We start from the raw sequence: 24,737 nt of genomic DNA on the forward strand, positions 1-24,737 counted from the left end.
ACCTCTTCCTCCGCGGCGCCCCGCGGCCCTGCGAGCCTCAACCGTCAGCAGGCGTCATGGCGTGCGGCCTCAGAGCCGGTTTGTCCTGCTCCTCGGGCCGGTTCGAGCGGATGAGGACGTAGGCGGCGGCCAGGGTGGCGGCAAGGGTAACGGCTCCCGCGGCAGTGGCGGCGGAGGTCATGCCATCGATGAATGCCTGCTGAGCGGTGGTGACCAGGCCTTCGCGGAGCGGTTCGGCGTCGCCGTCGGGCCGGGCGCCGCGCACGGTACCGGCGGCCAGGTGATGGAGGGCGTCGGGAGGAAGGTGGCCGGCGCCGGCGAGGGTCTCGACGTGGCTGGTGAACACGGTGGTGAGGAGGGAACCCTGGACGGCGACTCCCAGTGAAGAGCCGATCTGGCGGCTGGCGTCGTTGATGGCCGATCCGAGGCCGGTCTGGTGTGAGGGGACCGCCTTCATGACGGCCTCGGTGCCCGAGGCGGCGACCAGACCGGTGGCGAGGCCGGCGATGACCTGGAAGAGCGCGAGGCGCGGGTAGGCGGAGGTGGTACCGGTACCGGCCATGACGGCGAAGGCGGCGGTCATGAGTGCCAGTCCGAGGGTGATCGGGACGAGTTCGTCGCCGCGGGCGAGCAGCGGAAGCGCGAGAACGGCGCCGACCCCGAGGGCTGCCAGGAGCGGCAGCGTGTGCAGGCCGGCCTGCCACGGGCTGTAGCCGAGGATGGTCTGCAGGTAGAGCGTCATCATGAACAGCGCCCCGGCGACGCCGAACGACGTGACGGCCAGCGCGCACGCGCCGGCGCGGATGCGCCCGGTGGCGAGGAGCCGCAGCGGCAGCATCGGCTCCGCAGCGCGGCTCTGGTGGGTGACGAAAGCGCACAGCAGGAGCGCCGCCACGGTGTAACCGGTGATCACGGGGCCGCTCGCCCAGCCGCGGGCAGGGGCTTCGATGATGGCCCACACCAGGGCGAGCAGCCCGCCGGTGGACAGCATGGCGCCGGGCACGTCGATACGGGCCGGCCGGGCGGCCCTGGATTCCGGTACCAGCCGCATCGCCAGGGCGATGACGACGGCTGCCACGGGCAGGTTGATCCAGAAGCCGGCCCGCCAGGAGAAGTCCTCGACCAGCCGGCCGCCGATCAGCGGCCCGGCGATGCCTCCGGCACTGCCCACGGCTGCCCAGAGGGCGATGGCCCGTCGGCGTAGGGCCGGTTCCGGGAACAGGTCGGTGACCACCGACAGGGTCGCGGGCATCAGGAGCGCGGCGCCGGCGCCCATCCCGCAGCGCGCGGCGATGATCTGTGCGGGGTTCGACGCGACGGCGCCGATGACACCGGTCGCCCCGCAGAGCGCGAGGCCGATGACGAAGGCCCGGCGGCGGCCGATCCGGTCGGTGGCGGCCCCGAGGGCCAGGACGGTGCCGCCCAGGACCAGTGCGTAGCCGTCGATGATCCACTGCACCTGGGCGATGGAGGGTTCGAGGCGGCGCTGGATGTCCGGGATGGCGACGTTGAGGACGGTCAGGTCCAGGCCGAGGAGGAAGAAGCCTGAGCAGACGACGGCGGTGGCGGCGTAGCGGCGCGGGAGCGTGAGGGGCTGGTGTTCCATGGGGGATCGGGGCCTCAGGGTGTGGTGTCGACGGTGCTGCGGATCGCGGGGGAGTCGACGGACGGGACCGGGGCGGATGCCGGCCCCGCCCCCCTCGCCTGCGGCGGCCGGCGCCCCGGTGGAGTGCACAGTGCGTCGGCCGTGACGCGGATGCGGTGCCATGCCTCCTCTACGTGGTGATCGCGGGTCAAGGTGCCTCCCGTAGCCAGGCGGGCGGCGGTCGTGCCGTGGATGCGGGTGGCGCTGAGGAAGAGGCGTCCGGAGGCGTTGAGGCGCTCGATCAGATCGCGCGTGTGGGTTTCGGAGCGCAGACGGAAGCAGACCAGCCCCAGCCTTGGGGGTGCGGCGAGTTCGAACCGCTCGTCCTGGGTCACCAGGTCGGTGAAGTGCCGGGCGTGGGCGACGCTGCGGCGGATGTGTTCGCGCAGCCCCTCTTGGCCGTGGCAGCGCAGGACGGACCACAGTTTGAGGGCGCGCAGGCGCCGGCCGAGTGGCAGCTGCCAGTTGCCCAGATCGCGGTGGCGGTCGGGGTCGGTGGCGAGGTAGTCGGCCGCGGTGGAGGTGGATTGGAGGAGGAAGGACGGGTCGGCGAGCCAGAGAACGGAGCAGTCGAAGCCGGTGAGGAGCCACTTGTGCGGGCTGGTGCTGTAGCTGTCCGCGTGGCGGGCCCCGTCGTTGATCCACCGGTGTTCGGGGCAGACGGCTGCGGCTCCGGCGTAGGCGGCGTCGACGTGCAGCCAGATGCCGTGGCGTCGGCAGATGTCGGCGATGGCCGGCAGGGGATCGATGGCGCAGGTGGAGGTGGTGCCGACGGTGGCGATGACGGCCAGGGGAGTCAGTCCGTTGGCCAGGTCCTCCTGGATGGCGTGCAGGAGCGCGTCGGGCCGCATGGCGAGGGTGTCGGTGGCGGTCGGCACCCGGCGCAGCCGACGGTCACCGATGCCGACGGTGCGGCATACCCGTTGCACCATGACGTTCGCCTGCTCGGAGGTGTAGCAGGTGTAGGGGGTGGTGTCTCCGTCGGTGCGCCAGCCGCTGCCGCCGGCCCGGTTGAGGGCGGCCGTCATCGCCATGAGGCAGGAGGAGGTGGCGGTGTCGTGGAGGACGGCGTTGCCCTGGAAGACGGCCGGGAGGTCGAGCAGGACGCGCAGCCACTCGCAGGCGGTGGTTTCGAGTTCGGTGGCGGCGGGCCCGGTGGACCACAGCATGCCCTGGACGTTGAGGCCGGCGGCCAGGATGTCGCCGAGGACGGAGGGGCCGGAGGTGTTGGCCGGGAAGTAGCCGAAGAAGGACGGGTGCTGCCAGTGCGTCAGACCGGGGACGAGGATGCCGTCCAAGTCCTTCAGGACCTGGGCGAAGTCTTCCGGCCGCTCGGGTGCGGTGGCGGGTAGCCGCCGGGTCGTGTCGCCGGGCCGGACGGAGGGCTGTACCGGGAGGGTGTGGACGGTGTCCCAGTAGTCGGCGAGCCAGTCGACGGCCTTGTGGGCGTGGGCGCGGAACTCCTCCGCGGACATGGCGGGGCTCATGCCGGCACTCCCGTACGGTCGGATCGCCGGCGGTCGCCGGCGGAGGGGAAGTGGTGGTCGTAGGCCGCCCTGTGGTCGGGGTGGTCCCGCATGAAGGGTTCGTCCGCGGCGAGCATGTGCCGCAACGCCAGGAGGGGGGCCGGGCAGTCGAACGGCCTGAAGAGCGGATTGTGCAGTCCGGGCGCGGGCGGGGGACCGGGGTGGAATTCGCCGATCATCAGACCGCGGCGGGCCAGGGACGTCTTGGCGGCGCGCTGGACGTCCTCCACCAAGGCGCACGCGTCGTCGAGCGGAAGGTAGGGGAAGGTCAGGAGCACGGTGGTGTGGACGGGGGAGACCTCGCGCCCAGCCGCGTGGGGGCCGGGCGTGGACGCCTTGAGCGGGCTGGGTGCGGACGTCTTGAGCTGGCCGGGAGTTGACGCCTCGAGCAGTATCAGCAGGCACTCGTCAATGGCCCGGTGCACCGCTCGTGCGTCACCCGGGCCCCGGTAGGAGGCCACGTGGAACCGGCCGCCGTCGATGGAGGCCGGCACGTACGGGCAGACCGGACCGCGTCGCCCCAGGGCGGGGTGCGGCTGGCACAGATAGGCGTGGGCCCAAGCCCACACCGCCCGGACCGTCTCCGCGGCAGCATCCTGGCAGGTCGAAGAGGGGGACTGCGGGGGATGTAACACCACATGCGTAGCCGGGGTTTGCCCTGGCATCGGGCTCCTTACGGGGCGGGACCGAAAATGACCTTGATCCCGTACAGTAGCGAATCAAACACGCAGCGTGCTCACCCCGGGCTCGTGCACCCACCCTGCCGAGAGAGACATGCAGACCCTGCGCCCCTTGTCCACCAGCGAATGGCTCTTCGTGCCCGGCGGCATCCGCCTCGCGTTCTGGTACACCGCGCCCGGAGGCGTCGACGCACAGGGCCTGGGCAGCGCGCTGGCCCGCATGGTGCGACGCCACCCCCTCCTCGGTGCGCGCATCGCACAGAGCCCCGGAGGAGGGGAGTTCCGGCCGCTCGGCACGGAGCCGCTCGTCGCCGTCCGTCCGGCCGGCACCTCACTGGAGGAAGAGCTGACCCGTGCGTCCATCACCGCCGAGCCCGGCCTCGTCCACGCCGCCGTCCTCCCCGGCCATCCGGGTGACACCTTGGTGGTGAGCCTGCACCACGCCATCGCGGACGGGCAGAGCGCGCGGGCCTTCGCCACCGAACTGGCCGCTCTACGGGCCGCCGCCCGCGCGACCGCCCCCGACGCGCCGCGCGACACGCACAGCGCCCCGGCCCTCCCGGTGCCGCCGCCGATCGAGCAGCTGATCGACCGCCGACCCCACCCCGAGGACGAGCTCGCCCGCTACGCGAACCGCCGCCACGCCCTGGCGCGCAGCGCCGACGTAGCGCAGTTGCCCCACCGCTCCGGTGTGGGCCGGGCCGGTTTCGCCGTCGGCAGCGTGGTCGCGGATCAGGCAAGCACCGCGGGGCTCCTCAACGCCGCCCGCTCCCTCCACGTGTCGTTGCACGCCCTGGTGTGCGCTGCGGCGACCATCGCGGTACGGCGCCTGTCCGGCCACCGGAGCGGGCAGCGCGTGCCGTCGGTGTGCCACATGCCGGTCGACATGCGGCGCAGGCTGCGCATCGCGCCCGGTACCCAGTGCTTCGCCTCCTCCGGTCACCACGCGGTGCTGGAGCTGACGGCCGACGCCGACCCTCTGGCCGCAGGCCAGGAGATCAGCCGCCAGCTCGCGCAGGCAGTGCTCGACGGCGGATTGGAGCGCGAGATCCTGGCCCTGCCCAGGCTCGTGGAAGCAGCCCCCCTGCCCATCAGCATTGGTGTGACCGAGCTGGGAACCTCACGCCACCCGCACCGGGCGACCGCACCCCCCACCGGTCTGCCCCTCGTGCCCGCTCCCGTCCCCCTGGCCGCGACCTCACTCGCCGCCGGCCGACTGCACATCGCCCTGCCCTATTTCCGGCAGTGGTACGGCGACGACCTCATGCGCAATCTCCGTGAGGAGATTCACGACGTCCTGCGCGCCGCCGCCGGAACGCGCCGCCTCCATGCCCCTGTCGGCAGCAGCCACCCGTAACCCGGCCGGCCCGCCCCCTGACCGGCGCACACGACGGCCAACGGACCCTTGAACGCCGCCCACTCGATCGGCTGACCGGGATACGAAGAAGTGACCGATCACCACGGTGCTTCGTTGGATCACCTCACACGGCACGAAAGGACATTCACGCTCATGTACGACAGGCTCGTCCGACTCCTCACCGAAGTGCTCTCCATCGACCCCGCCCTGGTCACTCCGCAAAGGACCTTCCGCGAGCTCGAACTGGACTCCATCACCCTGGTCGAACTCGCGGTCATGGTCACCGAGGAGACGGGCATCTCCCTCCAGGAACTCAACTTGGACCTGACACTGGCACAGACCGCCGAGCGGTTCGCCGCCCAGCAGTCCCAGTCCTCGGTATAGCCGCCGTGGAGACCGACGTCGCGGTGACCGGGCTGGGCCTGGTCACCGCTGCGGGGGTGGGCTGCCTGCCCACCTGGACGACCATGTGCGCCGGCCTGTCCACCGCGGCGCAGGACGCATCCCTCCACGGACTGCCCATCGCCATCTCTTGCGCCGTCCCCGACTTCGACGCCAGCGCCTCCCTCGGCCCGCGCCTGGCGCGCCGCATGGACGTCATCACCCAGATGGCGGTGGTGGCGGCCCGCGAAGCGGTCGCCATGGCCGGCCTGGACACCGAACGCCCCGCCCCGGAACGGATCGCCGTCGTCCTCGGCTGCAGCAGCTCCAACTTCGAGAGCATCGCCCCGGCCTACCGCAAGCTCTTCGCCGACAGCGCCCCCACCATCCCGCCCCTGAGCCTGCCGCGCTCGCTCACCAGCACCGCCGCCGCCGAGGTCGCCATCGACCTGGGCGCGACCGGACCCAACTTCACCACGGCCTCCGCGTGCGCCTCTGGCACCGTGGCCATCGGCGTCGCCCGCGACCTCCTGCGCTGCGGTGCGGCCGACGTCGTCATCACGGGGGGAGCCGAGTCCATGCGGGTGCCGATCGCGGCGGCGTGCTTCTCGCAGATGGGTGTCCTCTCCCGACGCACTCACGCACCCGCCGCCGCTTCCCGGCCCTTCGACGCGGACCGCGACGGCTTCGTGTTGGGGGAGGGCGCCGGCATTCTCGTCCTGGAGCGAAACCGCGATGCCCTCGCGCGCCGTGCGCCCGTCCTCGCCCATCTCAGCGGATACGGCGCCGCGAGCGACGCCTACCATCCGGTCGCTCCCCACCCCGACGGCATCGGCATCACCCTGGCCCTGCGCACCGCCCTCCAAGACGCCGACTGGCCGGCCGCCGACGTCGATCACGTCAACGCCCACGGCACCGGAACCGCCCTCAACGACGCGGTCGAAGCCCGCTGCCTCGCCAAGATGTTCCCCCACCGGCCCCCGGTGACCGCCCCCAAGGGCGTACTCGGCCACGCCGCCGGGGCCGCCGGAGCCATCGAAGCCGCCCTCACCGTCCTGACCCTGCACCACCGCTCGATCCCCCCGACCGCCAACCTCGACTGCCTCGACGAGGCTGTCGAACTCGACGTCGTCGCGGGCGTACCACGCCCCAGCGCACCGCGTACCGCCGTGACCCTGTCCGCGGCCTTCGGCGGGCAGAACGCCGCACTTGCCTTCCGCCGCCCCTGACCGCAGTCCGTCGCCACGCCCAGGAAGAGCACCCCATGACCACCACCATCCCCCCACTGCCCGCCGACCACTTCGACCAGCAAGGCACCTGGAGCGTGTCGAGCGCCACCTCCACCGTGTTCCAGTGGGACTACGACACCCACGACGAGCAGCTGCTGCGCCTGTACGCGCAAGGCAAGGAACGCCAGTGGGACGCAGCCGTCGACCTGGACTGGAGCCGCGAACTCGACCCCGCCAACCCCCTCGGCATCCCGGACACCTTCATCCCTATCGCCGACACCGAACTCTGGCGGCGGCTCCCTGAGAGCGACCGTGCCACCGTCCGCCGTCACACCCAGGCGTGGTCGTACTCCCAGACGCTCCACGGCGAACAGTTCGCGCTCATGGGCCTGACCCGGGTGTGCACGACCGTCGACGACATCGACGCCAAGCTCTTCGCCGCCACCCAGATCATGGACGAGGCACGCCACGTCGAAGGCTTCAACCGGCTGGTCACGGACAAGATCGGAATCCGCTACCCGCTGTGCGCGCCGCTGCAGGCCCTGTTCGAGGACGCCCTGCGCACCCCGGAAGCCGACCTGTTCGTCATCGCCAGCCTGTTCCTGGAAACCCTGGCCCTGGTCATGCTCAACACCCACCGCAGCTGCCTCACCGACCCGCTCGGCCGCACGTTCACCGAGTACGTCGCCCGGGACGAGTCGCGCCACATCGCCTTCGGCAGGCTCCTCCTGCGGCGACGGCTGGCTCAGTCAGGTGGCCGCGAGCTGCGTCAGCACGAAGACTTCGCGCTCGAATGCTGCCGCGTCCTCGAACGGGAATTCGGCGCCGACCCCGTCTGGGAGACCTTGGGGTTCGACCGCTCCGTCGCCGTCACCGCCCGTACCTCCATTCCCGAACTCCTTCACCGCCGCAGGGTCTTCCGGCAGGTGATCCCCTCGCTGCAAGACGTCGGCCTCTTCAGCCCTTACATGCGCGAGCACCTGCGAGCTCTCAACCTGCTCCACTACGCCCGACGCCTCCCCGCCCCGGCTCCCCACCCCGTCGACGACGCCACCGACGCCGAGACGGAGGCGCGCCGCCACGACATCGAAGCGATCGCCCGATACGCGGACGCGGACATCGCCCCGACCCGCTGAGCCGGCCGGGCCAACCGGCAGCAGGCCCGGCTTGGACCCCTGCTCGGCAGGTCAGGAGCGAGAAACCGCCCACGGTGAGGATGCCGAGCCGCCTCGTCGGCCGCCGCGCGAGACCGGTGGCCGACGGGGAGATTCCGCTGGACTGGCTGATCGCGCAGCGGCCCGAGGGCGAGGCGGATCCGGTGAAGTACTGGATCTCGCACCTGCCCGCGGACATCCCCCAAGGCTCTGGTCCGGCTGGCGCGGGCCGGTGGCGGTTCGAGCACAACTCCCGCGAACTGAAGACCGCCCGAGCGACAGCATCGCTACCTGTGGTTCCTCGGGGGCTGAGAGGGCAGGCTTCTCAGGCCGGGGGCCAAAGCCGGGTTGCGCTGGTGGTGACGATGCCGTGGAAGACGTAGGCGCGTTGTGGTACCGAGTGGTGGCGGTCCGGTGGTTCGTGAGCCGGTGGGTTGGCCGTCGACGCCGTTGCGGCGCCGGTACCGGCACGGTTCCCCGGGGCCGGTCAGATCTGCTCCCCGCGCATGCGGGGAGGGCCCGCGGTCCGAGCGCCGGCAGGACCGGAGCATACGCGCAGCCGCTCAGTCCGTGGCCGTTGGACCTCCAGGCAGCGGTGACGCGTCCTTCCTCCCAGCGCCGAGCTTGTGGAAGATCTCCAGAATGCTCTGCCGGGCAGCGGCCGAGCCGCCGTCCTTCAGCACGATGAGCCGGATCGTGCAGTTCCCCGAGGCTCCAGCGCGGCGGACGCTCTCATGGTCGATCTCCACCCGGACCGCACCGTGTCATCGCCGAGGTTCACCACCACAGTCTCTCTCGACGCTCGCCGGCGGCCAGCCGTCCTCACCTATGTCCATCCGGAAGCGGTCCTTCACGTGGGCCTCACTGATGTTCGTCAACGCGCCACCATCCACACAGGGGAGGGCGGTCGCGCGATGTCATCGGGCCTGGACAGTTGCGCAGAGGAAGGTCGTGTCCTGGAGCAGCGCGGGAGTGATGGCCACGCCGGTCAGGTGCTCGGCCAGAGCGAACGCCGCTGGTGAGGACAGATCCGTTTCCGGGAACTCGTCCTCGAAGTGGAAGCCGATCCGCACCATGACGTCCAGGAGCTCGTCGGGTCCGGTGCCCCACCGGTCTTCCGGGAACAGGGGATCGAAGCAGAGCCGCAGGACCTGGTCCTCCGCCCAGAGGAACGTGCCGACGGCGTTGATGTTGACGAAGTGAGATACCCAGCTGGCCCCGGACGAGGCCGGCAGGGCTCGTTCTTCGGTGACTCCGACGTAGCCGTTGGGCTCGATCATCAGCGTCCAGGCGCCCACAGTCGTCCTGTGTGCTGGCGACCATCTGACGGTCACCCTCCTCCAGGTCGTACTGGGCGAAGGCGGCGTCGACGACTGCGGCTATGCCCTGCAGGGGCACTTCCGGTCGTCCCGCAAGCCGGGACACCAGCTCGGCGTACGCCTCGGCGATGTCTGGAAAGTCGTTCTCGAACCACGTGTAGTCCGCTCCGGTCTTCGTCATGCCGTCCATTCTGGTTCGTGTCTCTGACACCGGAGGGCTCACGGACATCCCTTGGACTGCGCGGCTGCTGTCAGTGGGCTCTGTCAGGATGCCTCGGTCAAGACCGAGAACGATCTGGAGAGACCATGGGCACTTGGGATGTCGGACCCTTCGATAACGACACCGCAGCGGACTTCTGCGGCGACCTTGATGAGGCAGCCGCAGGCGAACGTGAGGGCATCGTCCGCGGCATTCTCACCCGCGTGATCGGCACCGTGGGCTATCTCGAAGCACCCGAATCCGAGCAAGCCGTTGCTGCGGCCGCCCTCGTGGCCGCGCAATGCCCTGGCGGTGAGCCTGCCGATCCCGTTTATGGGCCGGAAGAGCCCCTTCCTGATCTCACCGGCCTTCGCGATCTCGCCCTTCAGGCCCTTGACCGCGTCATGACCGAACCGTCCGAGCTGGTGGACCTATGGGCGGAATCGGATGGCGGCCCCTGGCGCGTGAATGTCCGCCGCCTGCAGAACGTGCTCCTGCCGCAGCCGCTCGGAGAACAGCTCAGCCTTATCTGACCGCACCGCAACCACGACGCGAATCCATCAGAAGGCCGCCATGAGCTGGGATGTACTTCTCCTCCGCCTACCCGACGACGTGACCTCCGTCCATGAGCTCCCCGGCGATCACACCTCGCCCCCGCTCGGCCGCCTCGACGACGTGCTCGCGGCCGTCGCGCCAGCAGTTCCGCGACCGCGTGTCCGGTCCCGCCGAGCCACAGCACTAGCATCCACCCGTGCACCCCGAACCGCGATTGAGCCTGGCGGCTCCACTTCCGCCCGGCCGGATGATCACATCCGATGGCGGCGATGGCAACGTGCAGCCCCTGTGGCTCAGCGATCGGCCGGCCACGGCCGCACTGTGGGCCCAGATCCATGCCGAGCACACTCGCTCCGGCCTGTGGCCGTTGCTGCTTGACGCGCTGGATCCGGACGATGACGAGTTCCGGCCGTGGGGATCGGCCGAGCTCATGCCCGAGCGGATGTCTTCTCCGGCGAGCCACGACCCGGCTGGCCTTCTCGAGGAGTGGTGGGCGACGTACACCACCATCGATCAAGACGACGACATGCTCTCCGCCAAAACCTTCGGGCAGGACTGGTCCGGCCTCGCTCCCGCCCGGTCGGCCGCGACGGACCCCGACGAACTGGCAGCCGAGTACGCACAGGCGTTTCTCACCGGCCGTCCGCAATCCCGGCTGGGACTGGTCGCGGCCCCATCCGGCGCCGAGGCCCTCGCGGTCGCAGGCTGGTGCGGCCCTCTCAACTACGACAACGACACCGCCAAGTTCTCTGCGGTCATCCGCGACTGGGAGCGCCGATTCGGCGTCCGGGTGGTCGCGGTCGGCTTCTCCACCCTGCACCTGAGCGTCGCAGCACCACCGATACAAGAGGAAGACGCCCTCCTGGTTGCGGCGGAGCATTTCGCCTTCTGCCCGGACAACGTCTGGCAGGGGAGCCGGCCGTACACATTGGCCGCCTACGCCGAGCGGATTATCGGAGCTCGCAGCTGGGATTTCTGGTGGGACTGATCCATCGCGTCTGGGAAACGATCACTCGCAGCTTGGGAAGCGATCTTCAAGCGCTTCGTGAGCCCCTGGTCAGCGGTACTCGGACGCACAGCCGCCTCAGTCGTCGGCGGCTACAAGGAGGGTGAGGGTGCCGAGGCGGCGGTCGATCAGCACGAGTTCATGGAACTCGATGTGGATGGGGCCGTAGTCGTGTTGTGCATCCTCGGGAAGGGCTCCGAGTGCGTACCGGCTCGTCGCACGGCGGATCGGCGCGTAGACCGCCTCGTGCAGCCTCGCGTCCAGTTCCGGGGGAAGCACGACACCGCTGGTGGCCCATGTGTGGATCGTGCCGGCCGCGCTCGCTTCGTCGACGGCCGTGTACGTGCCCGGAGTGATCCGATCAGACCACCACTGGCCGTGGCGCGGTTCGAGCCAGACCGCTCCGTCATAAGTGTCCCGGAACTCAGGGTGGGCGATCAAGGCTCCAAGAAGGCCCTCGTCGGCCGGTGGCACGGGTGACAGGTGGAAGCGCTTGATGTGAACCCACCGGTGGCCGTGGCCCACCCGGCCGGGGAAGCCGAAGTCCTTGAAGTTGATGAAGGGGCTGTCCCGGTGAATGAGCGCAGGGTGCATACGGATCAGGATCACTCAGTCGCCCAGATGACCAAAATCGCAGATGAGGCGCCTCGTGCGGCCTTCGAGGGCCCGCCACGAGGCTCAGCCTGGCCACCGTGACGACATGCACCAGGCCTTCCCCGCACTCGGCTCTGCCTTCATCTGCTGGCGGCGACTGAGGGCCCCGCCCTGATTCCAGTCCAAAGTAAGGTGGAATTCTGTATTACGCACTCACGCCAAGCACAAGGAGGCGGAATGCCCGCCAACTCGTCGGCGCTGGCGGCCGGGAGGCGTCATTCGGTCGGACGGCGCTGGGATGGAACCGTTCTCGCCGTGGGCAATACCGCAGCCGCTGAATGCCGTGTCGAGCGCTGGGAAGACGTCGTCGCGGTGGCAGCTGGCAATGTCCATACCGCGAAGAACACGGGCAGGTCTCATACGGTGGGGCTCCGGTCGGACGGCACGGTGCTGGCATCGGGTTGGAATGGCGATGGGCAATGTGATGTCGCCGGATGGCGAGGCGTCACGGCCGTGGCCGCAGGCTGGCGCCGCACGCTCGGGCTCCTCGCGAATGGCCGCGTGCTGGCAGTTGGCCGGAGGTCAGAAGGACAGTGCGACGTGCAGTCCTGGCGCGAGGTGGTCGTCCTCTCGTGTGGTGACTGGCACTCGGTCGGCGTCCGGTCGGACGGTTCCGCACTCGCCGCTGGGAACAACCGACGAGAGCAGTGCGCCGTTGAAGGGTGGCGTGACCTGACCGCCATTTCAGCCGGGTATCTCCATACCGTCGGCCTCAGAGCTGACGGGCGGCCAGTAGCGACCGGAGACCGGGCAACGGGGGCGTGCGAGGTCGGTGAGTGGGAAGACATGGTGGCGCTCGACGCGGGCAGCTATCACACCGTCGGGGTCACAGCGTCCGGACGGGTCCGCGCAGCGGGAGACAACAGCTACGGGCAGTGCGAAGTCGGCGATTGGCGCGACATCGTCGCCGTGGCGGCCGGTTCCACGCACACCCTCGGCCTGCGTGCCAACGGCACGGTCGTGGCCGCAGGGAACAACGCCGACGGACAGTGCGAAGTCGATGCCTGGTCCGGAGTCCAGCTTCCATAAGGTTCCGACGTTCGACGCGACCTCACTGCGGTGAAAGGGCGTGCGCCGATGCCTTGGAGGCGGTCAACGCGTCGACGAGCTGGGCGAATTCGGTGCGTTGCCGGCCGGTCAGCGTGTCGTAGAGCGGCGCCTGTAGCTCATTGGTGAACTGCTTGGCGCGCTGCCGTCGCGAGCTCAGGGCTGCGGCTACGGGCTGTGGCTCGGGCCAGCCGTACCGGGTGGCATGCTCCACGCCGAGGTTGACGACCATCGCCGCTCGGGCGCTCAGCCCGCTCAGGCGCACCGCCGCTTCACCTGCCTCGTCACCGATCAGGCCCAACTGCGGGAACTCACGCTCGGCACCGTCGACGTGGTGCTCGGGCAGCGCTACCACCATCTGCCCGACACCACACCCCGGGGCGTCGACGTCTCACCCCTGCTCGACGATCCGCTGCTCGTCGTCACCGCGGCCGACCGGACCGTCGAAGGGCCGATCGCCCTACGGGAGCTGGACGCGCACACCCTCGCCCTGCCGCCGGCGGCCACGGACTGCGGACAGGCCATCCTGGGGGCCTGCCGCAAAGCCGGCTTCACCCCCGCAGCGCGCTACGTCACCGCCGACATCGCCGCCCAGCTCACCCTCGTACGGGCCGGTCTCGCCACGGCGCTCGTTCCCCGTACGGCCATCGATCCGGCCACATCCGGCATCCACACCGCACCCCTCGACGGCCACCCGATCCGGCGCCTGCTGTTCGCCGCGACGCGTCACACCGAGACCGTGAACCCGACGACCACGGCACTCATCGCGGCACTGCGCACCGCGGCGCGGCAGGGTGACCGTGCCACGGACCTCCCGGAAGGCTAGCGACGGGCGTCTGCGGATCAGGCCATGGCGCGTGCCTCAGAGCCTGGTCAAGGCCTGCATCGCCTCGCGCTCGATCCGGGCCACTTCGCCGAGGAGGGAGCCCGCCTCCACGAGTGGCTTCGCGTCGCCCGATTCGCCCGCGGCGGCGATCAGTGCGGCCACCTGCGTCCAGAGGGCGGCCGCCTCGGTGTACAGGCCGTGCCCCGTGCGCAGGTGGCCGCTGTCGATCAGCTGGACGCACTCGGCGAGGAAGTCCCGGTAGAGGTTGCGGAACAGGGCGCCGCCCGTGCCGGCCCGCTCCATGAGGGCGGCGGCCTGCGGCAGGTCCTCGCGCGGGTCGGCGCTGCGCTGCAGCCATGTCGGTACGTGGCCCGCGGCCCTCTCGATGCCGCGGTGCCCCAGGTTCGCGATGGGCGGGTGCAAGAAGGCATCGGCGCAGGCCTTGATCGCGGGGACGATCCGTTCTTGAGGTGGCGTCAGACCGGCGGGCGCCGTGATGGTGAAGGAGCGGTTCTTGGCGGTCATGGGGCCGCGCTCGCCCCTGGCCCTGGCCAGGCTGGCGAGACTGGTCGAGACGGCTCCGCCCTGCGGTTCGGTGTCCACCAGGTAGGCGTCCTGTTCGTCGTAGCCGTACATGGCCACGACGTGCCCGCCGAAATGCACCTTGGTGCCGAAGTAGTCCAGGTGGTAGCTGTCGAGCTGAAGGCCGACCGGCCGACCGGCGTCGATGGGCGCCGCGACGTTCCGCCACGCGGTGCGCGGGGAGGTGGTCTCGCCGACCAGAAGCTCCAGCCCGAGCCGAGCGGTCAGGTTCCTGGTGAGCTCGAACGGCTTGACCCGGCCTCCCAGGAAAGGGAAGCCCATGCGCTTGCTGTCCCAGTAGATGAACGACAGCCCGGAGCCGAGCCCGAACAGCATGGGTTCGGACAAGTCGAGCCCCTCGTGCCGCAACAGCACGCCCAGCGCCGTCGTCTCACAGTGCTGCATCCCGCGAACGTCGATGTCCTTCACCATGGCCATGCCGCGCATTCTCCTCCTCACGGGACACCAACACGCGGCCGGGCGTACCGGATCCCGTCTCCCCAGCGTGATCGGCACAACGCTGCTTGCCGCACGGAAGACGGGGCAGTCGCGGGGTAGGCGCTCCACAGCACCTGACCGATGCATCGCCCGTCCCAGCAGAAGGAGGAAGGCAAGGTGTTCCCCTCATGAGCACGGTAGAGCGGCCGTCTCACGCCACCGACGACTCGGTGGGCGTCCTGGTGTCACGCGCCTCGCAGCAGATGTCCGAGCTGGTGCGCGAGGAGATGCAACTGCTCCGCCTGGAGATGACCGAGAAGGGCAAGCGCTACGGGAAGGGCGGCGGCCTCTTCGGCGCCACAGGAGTCATCGGCTACCTGGCACTCCAGGCGCTGACGGCCACCTGTATCGCCGCACTCGCGCTGGTCCTGCCGGTATGGGCCTCCGCCCTCATCATCACCGCGGTCCTGGGGATCGCGGCAGGCTGGACCGCGCTGGCCGGAAAGAAGCAGATCGCCCGGGCCGGTAACCCGGCTCCCGAGCGGACCATCGACAGCGTCAAGGCCGACCTGGCCGAGATCAAGGAGAAGGCACACCGATGAACGACGACGCCCGCACCACCCTTGGCACCCCCGTCCCCGACCCCGCCAGCGCCGGCTCCGAGGAACTGCGCGATCACATCGAGCGCACCCGCGACGAGCTCGGCCGGACCGTCGAGGCCCTCGCAGCGAAAGCCGACGTCAAGGCCCAGGCGAAGGAGAAGACGGCTGCCGTCAAGGCCCAGGCGAAGGAGAAGACGGCCGACATCAAGGACCAGGCGAAAGAGAAGACGGCCGCCGTCAAGGACCAGGCCGCCGAGAAGGCAGCGCTGGTCTCCGACCAGCTCCGGGAGAAGGCGGGGGAGGCCGCCCGGCTGGTGAAGGACAAGACCCCCGACCCGCTCCTGGAGAAGACCGCGCAGGCCGCGGCGCAGGTACGGGAGCAGGCGGCCAAGGCGGGCCAGTACGCGGCGGACAAGACGCCCGACCCGCTGCTGGAGAAGGCGGGCCGGGCGGCGACGACCGCGCGCGCCAACCGGACCCCGCTCCTCGTGGCCGGCGCCGTCGTAGGCGTCTTCCTCCTGATCCGCCGCAGCCGGGGGAACCGCCGATGAAGGCGTCCAAGATCGCCTACAAGCCCGTCGGACTGGCCCTGGGCGCGCTCAGCGGCGTCATCGCGGGCGCCGCCTTCAAGCAGGCCTGGAAGGTCATCGAGGGCGAGGGTGACGCTCCCGACGCCACCGACGAGGACCGGAGCTGGCAGCAGATCCTGCTCGCCGCGGCCATCCAGGGTGCGATCTTCGCCGTGGTCAAGGCCTCGGTCGACCGGTCAGGCGCCGTAGCCGTGCGGCGCATGACGGGCACCTGGCCGGGCTGACCGGCAGCGGTGCCGGCCCCCTTCCCCGCCCCGGCCGGCACCGCCCGCCCGCTCACCCAGTCAGCCACCCAGCCACCCACCCCCCCACCCACCCGCCCACCCACATGCCCCTCACCGACGACGCGGACAGCGCTCCGTTCGTGGAGGAAGCCATGGCCGAGCACCACGGTCCGCACGTTCTGGCCGCCGCAGCCCTTACCGCGGCCCTCACCGCAGCCCTCACCGTCGGCGTCCTCGCGTGGCGTTGGCGGTTCACGCGCGCACGACGCGACACCGGCCACGGCGCCAGCGCCGCCCGCGCCCCCTGGCGACGTACGGCGCCCACACCGGCCGCAGCCGAAGCGGGTGACGAGCGCGTGGTCACCCTGCACGCGGCCTACCTCGACCTGGCGGGCGACCAAGCGCTCAAGACCGCCGACGCGCACCTCGACCGGTACTGGGCGAACATCGCCCCGCTCTACCCGCGCTCGACCCCCGGCCGCGCCCAGGGCTGACAGCCGCGACGCGCCCAGGGCTGACAGCCCCGGCCGGCCCAGGGGTGACCTGCTGCCGACGAAGGCGGTCTGCGAAGTAGGCGCTCCCGCGACCGCGGGCGTGCGTCAGCCGGTGTCGGGCTCACCCCGCCGTACGGAGTCGTGGGCGGCCAGTGCGGCATGCAGCGTCAGCAGATCGGCGCCCCGGGCCGCGTCCAGGGTGGTCAGCTCCGTCGCCTTGCGCAGGCGGTAGTCCACCGTGTTGGGGTGCACCTGGAGCCGGGCGGCGGCCCGGCGCCGGTCGAGCCCACAGGCGAGGAAGGTGCGCAGGGTGTCGAGCAGTTCCGGGCGCCCGGTCAGCGGGTCGAGCAGCGCGGCCAGCCCGTCCCTGGCCCGGCTCGGGCGGCTCAGCTGGTATTCCAGCAGCACATCGTCGAGCAGGTAGAGCCCCGGCCCGCGCCCGGACGCCTCCGCCACCCGCCGTACCTCACCGACCAACCGGGCCGCGTCCGCGACGCCCCCCGGTGCGGCAGCGGCCGCCGCCACCAGCAGCTCGGCGCCGCACATCCGGGCGAGCTGCTCGACGAGCCGGGTGAGCCGCTCCCGGTCCGCGGCGGCGAAGTCGGCGGCGGGCGACTCGTACGGGACCAGCACCAGCCCCCCGTCGCCCGACAGTACGGACAGCGGGACACCCGGAGTTTGACGCTGTAATTCGTTGCGCAGGCGCCGGAGTTTGCGGCGCGCGGCGACGGAGTGGTTCACGCCGGGCCGCAGCTCGTCGGGATGCGGTCCCATGGCGATGCTCAGGACGAGGTACGTGGGAGGCAGCCGGATGCCGGCGCGGTCGGCCGCGGCTCGCGGGTCCCCGCCCTCCAGCAGCCGGGAGAGCAGAGACTGCCGGGCGACCTGCTCGTCGCCGAGCGCCGCCTGCCGCTCCTGTACGTACCCTGCCGCGACCGCGCAGCTCACCTGCCGGAGGTAGCCGAGCAGCCGGTGCTGGACCAGCAGCACGTCCGGCAGGTCGTCCGGCTCGGCCGTCGCGAGGATCTGGGCCGCGCACTCCTCCGCTCCGAGGTGGTAGGCGCCGACGACGGCATCCAGCGGCACTCCCTCATCGGCCCGTCGGGCCGACGACTCGCTGATCCTCGCCAACTCGGCCTCCTCCGGCAGCTCGCCGTGGCGCAGCACCCGGATGAAGGCCCGGATCCCGCGCTCGACCTCCTTGGTGATCTCGCCGCGGAGCTGTTCCGAGGGCAGTGCTCCGTAGGCGGGCAGCTGCTCGACGAGCCGGGCCGTCACCGCCGGCGCCAGGGTGGGCGCGGCGGCCAGAAGCCGCTTGTGAACCGGTACGCCGCCGAACTGCGGCCCCACCGCGCACTCCGCGGCTTTGGATGCGGTCACAATGCACCTCGCGAATCTCTGTTGTGCCACCCGGAGACATGCCCCCGTCGCACCACCATGCTGGTTTCCGGGACGTTACTTACTAGTTGGTAACACGCCTGCCCGGTGGATCGCCAGCCGCGTTCCGACCCAGAGCGCATCCTCCACCGGATCCCCACGCCCCCACCCGTACCGGAGGACCGCCGTGCCCCCGCAACAGGCCGCCGCGCCCCCAGCTGATCACCCAGCCTCTCGGCCGGGGCTGCCCGCGCCGCCCGATCCGGGCGCGCTCCACCGGCCGGGGACCTGAGCGCGCGTCAGGCATGGCCTGCGGCGGTCGGCGGGCCGCCACGGCGGCGTCACGAAGCCCCTCAGCTGCCACGCTCACGGCGGCGTGACCCCGCCCATCTTTCCCGCGTTGTCCGCAACGCCCAGGTCCAGCCGCTCCACCCCACCGCGCGGAGCAGCCACTCGGCGGCGGCGCTACAGGACCTTCCAGCTCCGACAAGCCCAGCGATCCCATTCCACGATTCGGGGGAATCATGCCCAGAAAGACCGTTCGTCTCCTGGCCACCGCTTTCGTCGCCACGCTGGTCGTGACGGCCGCGCCCGCCGCAACGGCCGCCGCCGCCACACCGTCGACCGCTACCGCTACCGCTACCGCTGCCGCCACCGTCAGCGACCCCTTCTACGCCTACACCGGCAGCGCGCCCCTGTCCTCGTTCGCGCCGGGCACCGTGCTGAAGACGCGCACGCTCAAGTACCACCTCGTGGGCCTTCCCACGCCGGTCACGGCGATCCAACTGCTCTACCGCACGACCGATGCCCAGGGCCACCCGTCCGCCAACGTGACCACCGTGGTGCGCAGCCTGACGGGCGACGGCAGCAAGGCCGTGTCCTACCAGTCGTTCTACGACTCGCTCAACCCCGAGCACGGCCCGTCCCGGGCCATCGCCGGCGACGTCTCCCTGGGGGGTGCCATCGCGAACGCCGAGGCCCTCTTCATGGCGCCGCTGCTCCTGCAGGGCTACAACCTCGTCATCCCGGACACCGAGGGACAGACCGCCAACTTCGCGGCCGGCCCCGAGTACGCGACCAACACGCTGGACTCGATCCGGGCCGCGACCCGGTCCGCGGCGACCGGCATGAACGCCGACACCAGGTTCGGCCTGATGGGATACTCCGGCGGCGCCATCGCGACCAACTGGGCCGCCGCGCTCGCACCTTCCTACGCGCCCGAGGTCAACAGCAAACTGGTCGGATTCGCCGAGGGCGGTCTGCTCGTGGACCCGGCGCACAACCTCAAGTACGTCGACGGCTCCCTCGTGTGGTCGGGGGTCATCCCGATGGCGATCATCGGCGTCTCCCGGTCCTACGACATCGACCTCAAGCCCTACCTGAACGACTACGGCCTGGGGGTGTACGAGAAGCTGGAGCGCGGGTCGATCGTCGACGCGCTGGGGCACTACCCCGGCCTGACCTGGAAGAAGATGGCGAAGGCCCAGTACGCCGACCCGAATTCGATTCCTGCCTTCGTTCAGGCGGTGAACAAGATCAACCTCGGCTCGGCGCCCACCCCGACCGTCCCCGGGCTCATCGCGCAGGGCAACGCGGGAGTCCTGGAAGGGACCTTCAGTAACCGTCCCGGCGTCGGCACCGGTGACGGGGTCATGGTCGCCGGAGACGTGAGGACACTCGCCCGGCAGTACTGCGCGACCGGCAACGCCTCGATCAAGTACCAGCAGTTCGACGTGCTCAGCCACGTCGGCGTGCCCGTCGTCTGGGCACCCGTCGCGATGGGCTGGCTGAACGACCGTTTCGCGGGCAGCAAGGCCCCGTCCGACTGCGGCCGCATCCCGGCGGGCAACTCGCTGGCGCCCGAAAGCCCGGTGCCGGCCTCCTGATCCGCCGTGCGCTCCCCGGGCCCCGCCGATGCGCTCGCGCGGCGGGGCCCGGGGGCGCTGCCCGGCCGGCACGCGCCCTGCCGTCCGGTCGCGTTCCGTCCTATGATCGCTACTCCGCGTACGAGGGGGCTGGCCATGGGGGCAGGCGGGGCGGCATCGCAGCGGGCGCAGGACGCGCGCCGGCAGGAGCGGTTACTCCGGGAGCAGTGGCAGGCCGCCCGTCGCCAGGCCCTGGGGTGGAAAGCCGCCGGCGAAGGCGAACAGCGCGTGCTCGCCCAGCTGTTGGTGCTGACCGCGCGCGGGTGGCGGCTGCTCGTCGACCGCCAACGGGCCCGCACGCGGACCGCCCACGCGGACATGCTCCTGGTGGGCCCCGGCGGCGTTTTCGTAGTCGACGTCATCGACGTAGTCGGCGTAAACGACGGCGCCGACATCACGGCCGGCGGCGAGCCGGGGGAGGAACACGCGGCCAAGCTGTTCGCCGCCACCAAGGCCGCCGAGAGCGCAGTGGCGTCGCTCGGCATGTCACCGGTGGCGGTCCAGCCGCTCCTGGTCTTCGCCGGGCGGCGCTACGACGCGGACCTCGGCCGTATACGACTCCTGGGCGAACAGGAGATCGGCCCTGCGCTGCTCTCGCAGCAGCGCAGGCTGCGGGCGGAGTCGGTCCGGGCGATCGCCGATCACCTCCAGCGGGTGTTCCCGCACCATGCGGCGACGGCCGTCGACCTCCAGGCACCGTCAGCGCCCGAGCCCCACCGACACAGCTCCTCAGACGGGCTGTTCGACCTGGAAGGGCTGCGTGACGCGGCCCTGAAAGCGGCGATGCACGAGCCCATCGAGCAGTGGATGACCTTCCTCCACCCCGATCAGGTCACCCTGGTGCGCCGCAACTGGTCCGGCCCGGCACGCATCAGCGGACCCGCGGGTACCGGCAAGACAGTCGTCGCCCTGCACCGCGCGGCCTACCTGGCCCGGCGGACGACCGGCCGCATCCTGTACGTGACCTTCGCCAACAACCTGCCCCGTGTGCAGAGCACCTTCCTCAAGACCATGGCCCCGGCCGTCGCGGACCGGGTGGACTTCCGCAGCCTCCACTCCTGGGCACCGGACTTCTTGCAGGAGCGCGGGATACCGGTGCGGCTCCACCGGGACAAGGCCGAGACCGCCTTCAGCCTCGCCTGGACACACGTAGGCCGCGAGAGCCCCCTGGCCGAGCTCGACCCCGCCCCCGCCTACTGGCACGAAGAGATCGACTACGTCATCAAGGGACGCGGCCTCACCCGCTTCGAGGAGTACGCGACCGTCCCCAGGCGGCGGCGGAAGGCGAGCCTCCACCGCACGCACCGGCAGTCGGTGTGGAAGCTGTATCAGGAGTACGAGTCGCTGCGCAGCGAGCGCGGCGTCCACGACTTCAACGACGTCCTCTCCCTCGCCCTGGCCGAAGCGTCCCGCCGCCGCGAGCGGCCCCCGTACGCGGGCGTCATCGTGGACGAGGTCCAGGACCTCACCCTGGTCGGCGTACGTCTCCTGCACGCGCTCGTCGGCGACGCGCCCAACGGTCTGCTGCTCGTCGGCGACGGCCAGCAGACCGTGTACCCGGGCGGCTTCCGCCTCACCGACGCGGGCATCGACATCCGCGGCGACCGCGGGCAGGTGCTGCGCACCAACTACCGCAACAGCAAACAGATCCTGGACGCTGCCCTCACCGTCGTGGCCGACGACGCCTTCGAGGACCTCGACGGCCTGCGCACCCCGGGCCGCCGCGACGTCGACCTCACCTACCACGACGGGGACGTCGTACGCGTCACCAGGCCCACGGTGGACGCCCACGACAGGGAACTCCTCAACGCCCTGCGCTCCCTGCCGGTCGGTGCGCTCGCCGACACCGCCCTGCTGTGCCCCTCCAAGCGCGCCATCGGCCACTACCAGCGACTGCTCAGCCAGGAGGGCATCGCGGTGTGCCAGTTGGAGCACTACGACGGCCGAGCCGTCGACGCGGTGAAACTGGGCACCTATCGCAGGGCCAAGGGCCTGGAGTTCAAGAACGTCTTCCTGCCCCAGTACGACGCGGTGCTCGCGAACGGCACACAGGCCGATCCGGCGGGCGGTACGGCGGGCGGTACGGAGACGCCGCAGACGGCCCGGGAGCGTGAGGAACTGCGGCGCAGCCAGCTCTTCGTGGCGATGACCCGGGCCCGTGACCTGCTCTGGCTCGGCAGCGTCACCGGGTAGGGGCCGGGCGGTCCGTCCCCTACGAGGTGCGTGGGGCAGGGGGCTGCTCTAGCGTCGGATGGGGGAGGGGATGCCTTGCCGAGGCGAGCCGAGCCGTGCCGGTGCGGGGCCAGGAGCCCTGTGGCCGTACGCCGGCCCTACGCCGACCGCACGTCGGCCGTGCCTCGGCGCCGTTCCCACGCGGTCCGGCACGCCAAGGTATGGGCCGCGCGGCGATCCCGGAGAGCAGGTACGTCCCATGCGCACGTCGACCCGTATCGCAGGAGTCCTCACCACACTGACGCTCGCCCTCGGAGGAGCGGCCCTCACGGCCCCCGCCGCCCACGCGGACGTCACGGCCTGCATCAACCAAGTCGAGCGGGAGCTGAAGGGCGGCGAGGCTCCGGAATCCGTCCGCGCGGCGTGCTACGTCGCGTTGACCGGCGCCCACGATGAGTGTGTGACCGGTCTGACCAAGGTCAGCGGTGTGACCAAGGGGACCGCGGAGGCCGCCTGCAAACTGGCCCCGAACTAGCAGCACCACCGCCTTCACGCGAGCCGGTCGATGAGGATCATCGCCACGTCGTCCGTCAAGCGGCCCTCCGTGTGGCGGACCAGTGCCTCGTGCACTGCGTCCAGGAACTCCTGCGGGGAGGCCTCGGCGGGTATGTGCTCCATGGCCTGCGCCAGAGCAAAGAAGTCGCCGCCACGGTTGCGGGCCTCGATCACGCCGTCCGTGTAGAACAGCAGCCGGTCACCGGGCAGGAACGGGTAGCCATCGGGCGGGGCGGGCGGCCCGTGGACGAGGTCTTCGAGACCGAGCGGCGGCTGCGGCGAGTCGGGCATCAGGGCCTGCGCCGCGCCCTTGCGCAGCAACAGCGGAGGCGGATGACCGCGGTTGACCACGTGCACCACGGGTGCGTCCGGCACCTGTGCGATGAGCGCGGTGGTGAACCCCTCCATGAGGACCTCGGGCAGTTCCGCCTGGGAGTAGGTGCCCGGGACGGCGGACTCTCGCCGCAGCGCGGCCGCGCAGTGGTTCATGACCTCCTGCACCTCTTCCTCGTAGTGCACCGCCTCCCGGAACGCCCCCAGTGCCACCGCGACCGCGCGTATGGCGGACAGCCCCTTCCCCCGGACGTCCCCCACGATCAGGCGGACGCCGTAGCGCGTCTGCACGGCCTCGTACAAGTCTCCGCCCACCAGTGCCCCCGTCTCTGCGGCGAGGCACATGCTGGCCGCCCGTACCGGGCCCAGGAGCTCGGGGACAGGCCGCAGGACGACCTCCTGAGCCGCCACGGCGATCCGGCGGACCTGGTCGAGCTCGCTCTGCCTGCGCGTGCGCACCGCGTTACTCAGGATGACACTGACCACTGACACCACGGTCAGTCCCAGGAAGTTGCCGATGATCAGCTGGGTCTGCGTTCCCCACGAGTGGTTGTAGGTCGCGGAGGTCACGTTCACACCTGCGGCGAGGGCCGCCGCGGACAGCGTGCCCACCGGGCCCATCGTCAACGCGGCCAGCGCCGGCGTCGTGGTGAGGACGGGCCCGGTGACGAGATGGTGCGCGGGCGAGAGCTCGATGCCCAGCACGCCGAGCGCGATGGCGAAGGGCGCACCGTGGGCCAGCAGGAACAGGGCCTCGCCGCGACGGCTGACTCCTGCCCGAGAGGACGCTCCCGGCCGAACGGGCGAGCGAGGATGGGACCTCATGGGAACAGCCTGCCTCGTGGAGCCCGTCACGGCCTCCCGGAAGCCCGTGACCAGCGTGTATACGGATCACACCACAGCGCGTGCACACCGGTCACAGCACAGCGCGTGTACACCGGTAACAGCCCAGCGCGTGTACACCGGTAACAGCCCAGCTCGTGTACACCGGTCTCCGTGCGGCTCGGGCCCCGGGTACGCGGCTGGGCCCCGACCAGGGAGGGAGGTCGGGGCCCAGCGGTGCGACGGCGGTGTGCCGTGCGCGGTCAGTCGCGGAAGACGTCCTTGACGTCTTCCTTTGCGTGGCGGGCCTTGCCCTTGGCCTGGTCCGCCCGCCCCTCGGCGGTCATGCGCTCGTTGCCGACGGCGCGGCCCAGCGTCTCCTTGACCTTGCCCTTGGCCTCTTCGGCGTGCGCCTTGTTCTTCTCTGTACCCGACATGGGGACCTCCTCGTTGTGGTACCGGCTTGGTCGTGACCGCTCTCCTGCTCCCGATCGCCGCCCGCAAACCCCCCGGCGCCAGAAACCCGGCCACGCGGACCCGCGTCACGTCAGCAGCAGGATCGCCGCCGCCCCCAGGACGTCCACGACGCCGCACCACTCCGACCAGGCTCGCGGCACGACCTTGCCCGTACGGTGATGCACGCAGTCCCAGACGCCGTGGGCCAGCCACCCAGCCGCCGCGAGGTAGCGCGCACCCGGCGGGCTCATCCCGAGCGCGAGCAGCGCCACGGCCGTGAATCCCACGAGGCCGGTGATCTGGACCGCGAGGGCGCGCGGCGTGCCGAGCTCGCGGCGCACCGCGCCGAAGGCCAGGTAGCACAGCGGCATGACGACGAGGACGGCCGCGAGCAGCCCGAGCGGCGCCGCACCGTCGGCGAAGGTGACGACGACGAGGGCCACGGCCAGCCAAGTGGGCCAGCGCCGTGCACCCCAGGTCAGGAGGGCGCGGGCCGTACCGCCGCTGCCGTGGTCCGGGGCGTCGGTCGAGGAGCCGGCGCGAGCGCCGCGGGAAAGAGTCATACGTCCACGGTCGTGGCCGCTGGGCC

26 protein-coding genes are annotated in these 24,737 nt (G+C 71.0%); 15 read left to right on the plus strand and 11 right to left on the minus strand.

Translation table 11 applies throughout. The features are described from left to right. Nucleotides 1–37: 37 nt before the first annotated feature. From ACF059_RS30700 to ACF059_RS30710, 3 genes are read right to left on the minus strand one after another with little or no spacing between them, the layout of a single operon-like run. Complete coding sequence (locus ACF059_RS30700) at nt 38–1,606, minus strand: MFS transporter (protein ID WP_392063584.1); 1,569 nt, start codon at nt 1,604–1,606, stop codon at nt 38–40. Nucleotides 1,607–1,620: 14 nt separating this feature from the next. Next, complete coding sequence (locus ACF059_RS30705) at nt 1,621–3,132, minus strand: pyridoxal phosphate-dependent decarboxylase family protein (protein ID WP_392063587.1); 1,512 nt, start codon at nt 3,130–3,132, stop codon at nt 1,621–1,623. After that, nucleotides 3,129–3,740, minus strand: a complete 612-nt coding sequence (locus ACF059_RS30710) for a DUF6875 domain-containing protein (protein ID WP_392063589.1) — start codon at nt 3,738–3,740, stop codon at nt 3,129–3,131. Before ACF059_RS30710 ends, ACF059_RS30705 begins: the two co-directional genes overlap by 4 nt. A 223-nt stretch (nt 3,741–3,963) precedes the next feature. Here ACF059_RS30710 and ACF059_RS30715 point away from each other — a divergent pair, with 223 nt between their 5' ends. The 4 genes from ACF059_RS30715 (at nt 3,964) to ACF059_RS30730 (ending at nt 7,954) form a co-directional block, all read left to right on the plus strand. Continuing rightward, complete coding sequence (locus tag ACF059_RS30715) at nt 3,964–5,208, plus strand: hypothetical protein (RefSeq protein ID WP_392063592.1); 1,245 nt, start codon at nt 3,964–3,966, stop codon at nt 5,206–5,208. A gap of 153 nt (nt 5,209–5,361) precedes the next feature. Beyond that, on the plus strand, nt 5,362–5,592 hold the full coding sequence (locus ACF059_RS30720; protein WP_392063595.1) for an acyl carrier protein: 231 nt from the start codon (nt 5,362–5,364) through the stop codon (nt 5,590–5,592). Between the two features lie 5 nt (nt 5,593–5,597). Next, on the plus strand, nt 5,598–6,818 hold the full coding sequence (locus tag ACF059_RS30725; protein WP_392063598.1) for a beta-ketoacyl-[acyl-carrier-protein] synthase family protein: 1,221 nt from the start codon (nt 5,598–5,600) through the stop codon (nt 6,816–6,818). 35 nt (nt 6,819–6,853) lie between these two features. Next, entirely contained in the window at nt 6,854–7,954 is a 1,101-nt protein-coding gene (locus ACF059_RS30730; protein ID WP_392063601.1) for a diiron oxygenase, read from the plus strand. A gap of 935 nt (nt 7,955–8,889) precedes the next feature. Here ACF059_RS30730 and ACF059_RS30735 read toward each other — a convergent pair. After that, nucleotides 8,890–9,270 carry a DUF6461 domain-containing protein gene (locus ACF059_RS30735; RefSeq protein ID WP_392063604.1) on the minus strand — a complete coding sequence of 127 codons (381 nt, stop codon included), beginning with the start codon at nt 9,268–9,270 and terminating at the stop codon, nt 8,890–8,892. A gap of 327 nt (nt 9,271–9,597) precedes the next feature. Here ACF059_RS30735 and ACF059_RS30740 point away from each other — a divergent pair, with 327 nt between their 5' ends. Then, the gene (locus tag ACF059_RS30740; RefSeq protein WP_392063607.1) at nt 9,598–10,023 is read left to right on the plus strand and encodes a DUF4259 domain-containing protein; all 426 of its coding nucleotides are present in this window, start codon (nt 9,598–9,600) and stop codon (nt 10,021–10,023) included. Nucleotides 10,024–10,241: 218 nt separating this feature from the next. Further along, nucleotides 10,242–11,033 (plus strand): DUF4253 domain-containing protein, encoded by a 792-nt coding sequence (locus ACF059_RS30745; RefSeq protein ID WP_392063609.1) that lies wholly within the window; start codon nt 10,242–10,244, stop codon nt 11,031–11,033. Nucleotides 11,034–11,129: 96 nt separating this feature from the next. Here ACF059_RS30745 and ACF059_RS30750 read toward each other — a convergent pair whose 3' ends face one another. Continuing rightward, on the minus strand, nt 11,130–11,645 hold the full coding sequence (locus ACF059_RS30750; RefSeq protein ID WP_392063612.1) for a hypothetical protein: 516 nt from the start codon (nt 11,643–11,645) through the stop codon (nt 11,130–11,132). 237 nt (nt 11,646–11,882) lie between these two features. On the opposite strand from ACF059_RS30750, the gene ACF059_RS30755 reads away from it, so the two are divergent. Continuing rightward, nucleotides 11,883–12,734, plus strand: a complete 852-nt coding sequence (locus ACF059_RS30755) for an RCC1 domain-containing protein (protein ID WP_392063614.1) — start codon at nt 11,883–11,885, stop codon at nt 12,732–12,734. Between the two features lie 22 nt (nt 12,735–12,756). Here the strand turns inward: ACF059_RS30755 and ACF059_RS30760 are convergent, their stop codons facing one another. Beyond that, on the minus strand, nt 12,757–13,110 hold the full coding sequence (locus ACF059_RS30760; RefSeq protein WP_392063617.1) for a hypothetical protein: 354 nt from the start codon (nt 13,108–13,110) through the stop codon (nt 12,757–12,759). Here ACF059_RS30760 and ACF059_RS30765 point away from each other — a divergent pair. After that, nucleotides 13,084–13,578: a LysR substrate-binding domain-containing protein gene (locus ACF059_RS30765; protein ID WP_392063620.1), complete on the plus strand. Its 495-nt coding sequence runs from the start codon at nt 13,084–13,086 to the stop codon at nt 13,576–13,578. The two genes, ACF059_RS30760 and ACF059_RS30765, sit on opposite strands and share 27 nt — an antisense overlap. A 36-nt stretch (nt 13,579–13,614) precedes the next feature. Here ACF059_RS30765 and ACF059_RS30770 read toward each other — a convergent pair whose 3' ends face one another. After that, complete coding sequence (locus ACF059_RS30770) at nt 13,615–14,598, minus strand: BtrH N-terminal domain-containing protein (RefSeq protein ID WP_392063622.1); 984 nt, start codon at nt 14,596–14,598, stop codon at nt 13,615–13,617. Between the two features lie 188 nt (nt 14,599–14,786). Between ACF059_RS30770 and ACF059_RS30775 the strand changes: the two genes are divergently transcribed. The 4 genes from ACF059_RS30775 (at nt 14,787) to ACF059_RS30790 (ending at nt 16,508) form a co-directional block, all read left to right on the plus strand. Further along, the gene (locus tag ACF059_RS30775; protein WP_392063625.1) at nt 14,787–15,200 is read left to right on the plus strand and encodes a phage holin family protein; all 414 of its coding nucleotides are present in this window, start codon (nt 14,787–14,789) and stop codon (nt 15,198–15,200) included. Next, nucleotides 15,197–15,751: a DUF3618 domain-containing protein gene (locus tag ACF059_RS30780; protein WP_392063628.1), complete on the plus strand. Its 555-nt coding sequence runs from the start codon at nt 15,197–15,199 to the stop codon at nt 15,749–15,751. The genes ACF059_RS30775 and ACF059_RS30780 overlap by 4 nt, the downstream gene beginning before the upstream one ends. Next, nucleotides 15,748–16,014, plus strand: coding sequence for a DUF4235 domain-containing protein (locus tag ACF059_RS30785; protein ID WP_366865395.1), 267 nt, complete (start codon nt 15,748–15,750; stop codon nt 16,012–16,014). Before ACF059_RS30780 ends, ACF059_RS30785 begins: the two co-directional genes overlap by 4 nt. A 104-nt stretch (nt 16,015–16,118) precedes the next feature. Next, the gene (locus ACF059_RS30790; protein ID WP_392063631.1) at nt 16,119–16,508 is read left to right on the plus strand and encodes a hypothetical protein; all 390 of its coding nucleotides are present in this window, start codon (nt 16,119–16,121) and stop codon (nt 16,506–16,508) included. Between the two features lie 105 nt (nt 16,509–16,613). Here the strand turns inward: ACF059_RS30790 and ACF059_RS30795 are convergent, their stop codons facing one another. Beyond that, nucleotides 16,614–17,888: a PucR family transcriptional regulator gene (locus ACF059_RS30795; RefSeq protein WP_392063634.1), complete on the minus strand. Its 1,275-nt coding sequence runs from the start codon at nt 17,886–17,888 to the stop codon at nt 16,614–16,616. A 521-nt stretch (nt 17,889–18,409) separates the two neighbouring features. Between ACF059_RS30795 and ACF059_RS30800 the strand changes: the two genes are divergently transcribed. The 3 genes from ACF059_RS30800 to ACF059_RS30810 all read left to right on the plus strand — a co-directional run bounded on the left by ACF059_RS30800 (nt 18,410) and on the right by ACF059_RS30810 (nt 22,517). Continuing rightward, a complete protein-coding gene (locus tag ACF059_RS30800; RefSeq protein WP_392063637.1) occupies nt 18,410–19,771 on the plus strand; it encodes a lipase family protein in 1,362 nt (453 codons plus the stop codon). Between the two features lie 135 nt (nt 19,772–19,906). Further along, nucleotides 19,907–22,003 carry a UvrD-helicase domain-containing protein gene (locus ACF059_RS30805; RefSeq protein ID WP_392063640.1) on the plus strand — a complete coding sequence of 699 codons (2,097 nt, stop codon included), beginning with the start codon at nt 19,907–19,909 and terminating at the stop codon, nt 22,001–22,003. A 238-nt stretch (nt 22,004–22,241) separates the two neighbouring features. Then, nucleotides 22,242–22,517, plus strand: a complete 276-nt coding sequence (locus ACF059_RS30810) for a hypothetical protein (protein WP_392063643.1) — start codon at nt 22,242–22,244, stop codon at nt 22,515–22,517. 14 nt (nt 22,518–22,531) lie between these two features. On the opposite strand, the gene ACF059_RS30815 is transcribed toward ACF059_RS30810, so the two are convergent. From ACF059_RS30815 to ACF059_RS30825, 3 genes are all read right to left on the minus strand, one after another. Next, entirely contained in the window at nt 22,532–23,695 is a 1,164-nt protein-coding gene (locus ACF059_RS30815) for a PP2C family protein-serine/threonine phosphatase (protein WP_392063646.1), read from the minus strand. Between the two features lie 260 nt (nt 23,696–23,955). Continuing rightward, nucleotides 23,956–24,129, minus strand: coding sequence for a CsbD family protein (locus ACF059_RS30820; RefSeq protein ID WP_392063649.1), 174 nt, complete (start codon nt 24,127–24,129; stop codon nt 23,956–23,958). A gap of 105 nt (nt 24,130–24,234) precedes the next feature. Then, the gene (locus ACF059_RS30825) at nt 24,235–24,711 is read right to left on the minus strand and encodes a hypothetical protein (protein WP_392063652.1); all 477 of its coding nucleotides are present in this window, start codon (nt 24,709–24,711) and stop codon (nt 24,235–24,237) included. Nucleotides 24,712–24,737 lie beyond the last annotated feature (26 nt).

The organism is Streptomyces sp. NPDC016562 (assembly GCF_043076955.1).
GTDB lineage: Bacteria > Actinomycetota > Actinomycetes > Streptomycetales > Streptomycetaceae > Streptomyces.

What these genes read in the sequence shown, in the direction of transcription:
- ACF059_RS30805 (WP_392063640.1), top strand. Translation starts at nt 19,907, where the DNA reads ATGGGGGCAGGCGGGGCGGCATCGCAGCGGGCGCAGGACGCGCGCCGG.
- ACF059_RS30705 (WP_392063587.1), bottom strand. Translation starts at nt 3,132, where the DNA reads ATGAGCCCCGCCATGTCCGCGGAGGAGTTCCGCGCCCACGCCCACAAG.
- ACF059_RS30760 (WP_392063617.1), bottom strand. Translation starts at nt 13,110, where the DNA reads ATGGTGGTAGCGCTGCCCGAGCACCACGTCGACGGTGCCGAGCGTGAG.
- ACF059_RS30820 (WP_392063649.1), bottom strand. Translation starts at nt 24,129, where the DNA reads ATGTCGGGTACAGAGAAGAACAAGGCGCACGCCGAAGAGGCCAAGGGC.
- ACF059_RS30780 (WP_392063628.1), top strand. Translation starts at nt 15,197, where the DNA reads ATGAACGACGACGCCCGCACCACCCTTGGCACCCCCGTCCCCGACCCC.
- ACF059_RS30815 (WP_392063646.1), bottom strand. Translation starts at nt 23,695, where the DNA reads ATGAGGTCCCATCCTCGCTCGCCCGTTCGGCCGGGAGCGTCCTCTCGG.
- ACF059_RS30775 (WP_392063625.1), top strand. Translation starts at nt 14,787, where the DNA reads ATGAGCACGGTAGAGCGGCCGTCTCACGCCACCGACGACTCGGTGGGC.
- ACF059_RS30750 (WP_392063612.1), bottom strand. Translation starts at nt 11,645, where the DNA reads ATGCACCCTGCGCTCATTCACCGGGACAGCCCCTTCATCAACTTCAAG.
- ACF059_RS30700 (WP_392063584.1), bottom strand. Translation starts at nt 1,606, where the DNA reads ATGGAACACCAGCCCCTCACGCTCCCGCGCCGCTACGCCGCCACCGCC.
- ACF059_RS30740 (WP_392063607.1), top strand. Translation starts at nt 9,598, where the DNA reads ATGGGCACTTGGGATGTCGGACCCTTCGATAACGACACCGCAGCGGAC.
- ACF059_RS30800 (WP_392063637.1), top strand. Translation starts at nt 18,410, where the DNA reads ATGCCCAGAAAGACCGTTCGTCTCCTGGCCACCGCTTTCGTCGCCACG.
- ACF059_RS30825 (WP_392063652.1), bottom strand. Translation starts at nt 24,711, where the DNA reads ATGACTCTTTCCCGCGGCGCTCGCGCCGGCTCCTCGACCGACGCCCCG.
- ACF059_RS30770 (WP_392063622.1), bottom strand. Translation starts at nt 14,598, where the DNA reads ATGGCCATGGTGAAGGACATCGACGTTCGCGGGATGCAGCACTGTGAG.
- ACF059_RS30790 (WP_392063631.1), top strand. Translation starts at nt 16,119, where the DNA reads ATGCCCCTCACCGACGACGCGGACAGCGCTCCGTTCGTGGAGGAAGCC.
- ACF059_RS30810 (WP_392063643.1), top strand. Translation starts at nt 22,242, where the DNA reads ATGCGCACGTCGACCCGTATCGCAGGAGTCCTCACCACACTGACGCTC.
- ACF059_RS30730 (WP_392063601.1), top strand. Translation starts at nt 6,854, where the DNA reads ATGACCACCACCATCCCCCCACTGCCCGCCGACCACTTCGACCAGCAA.
- ACF059_RS30755 (WP_392063614.1), top strand. Translation starts at nt 11,883, where the DNA reads ATGCCCGCCAACTCGTCGGCGCTGGCGGCCGGGAGGCGTCATTCGGTC.
- ACF059_RS30785 (WP_366865395.1), top strand. Translation starts at nt 15,748, where the DNA reads ATGAAGGCGTCCAAGATCGCCTACAAGCCCGTCGGACTGGCCCTGGGC.
- ACF059_RS30720 (WP_392063595.1), top strand. Translation starts at nt 5,362, where the DNA reads ATGTACGACAGGCTCGTCCGACTCCTCACCGAAGTGCTCTCCATCGAC.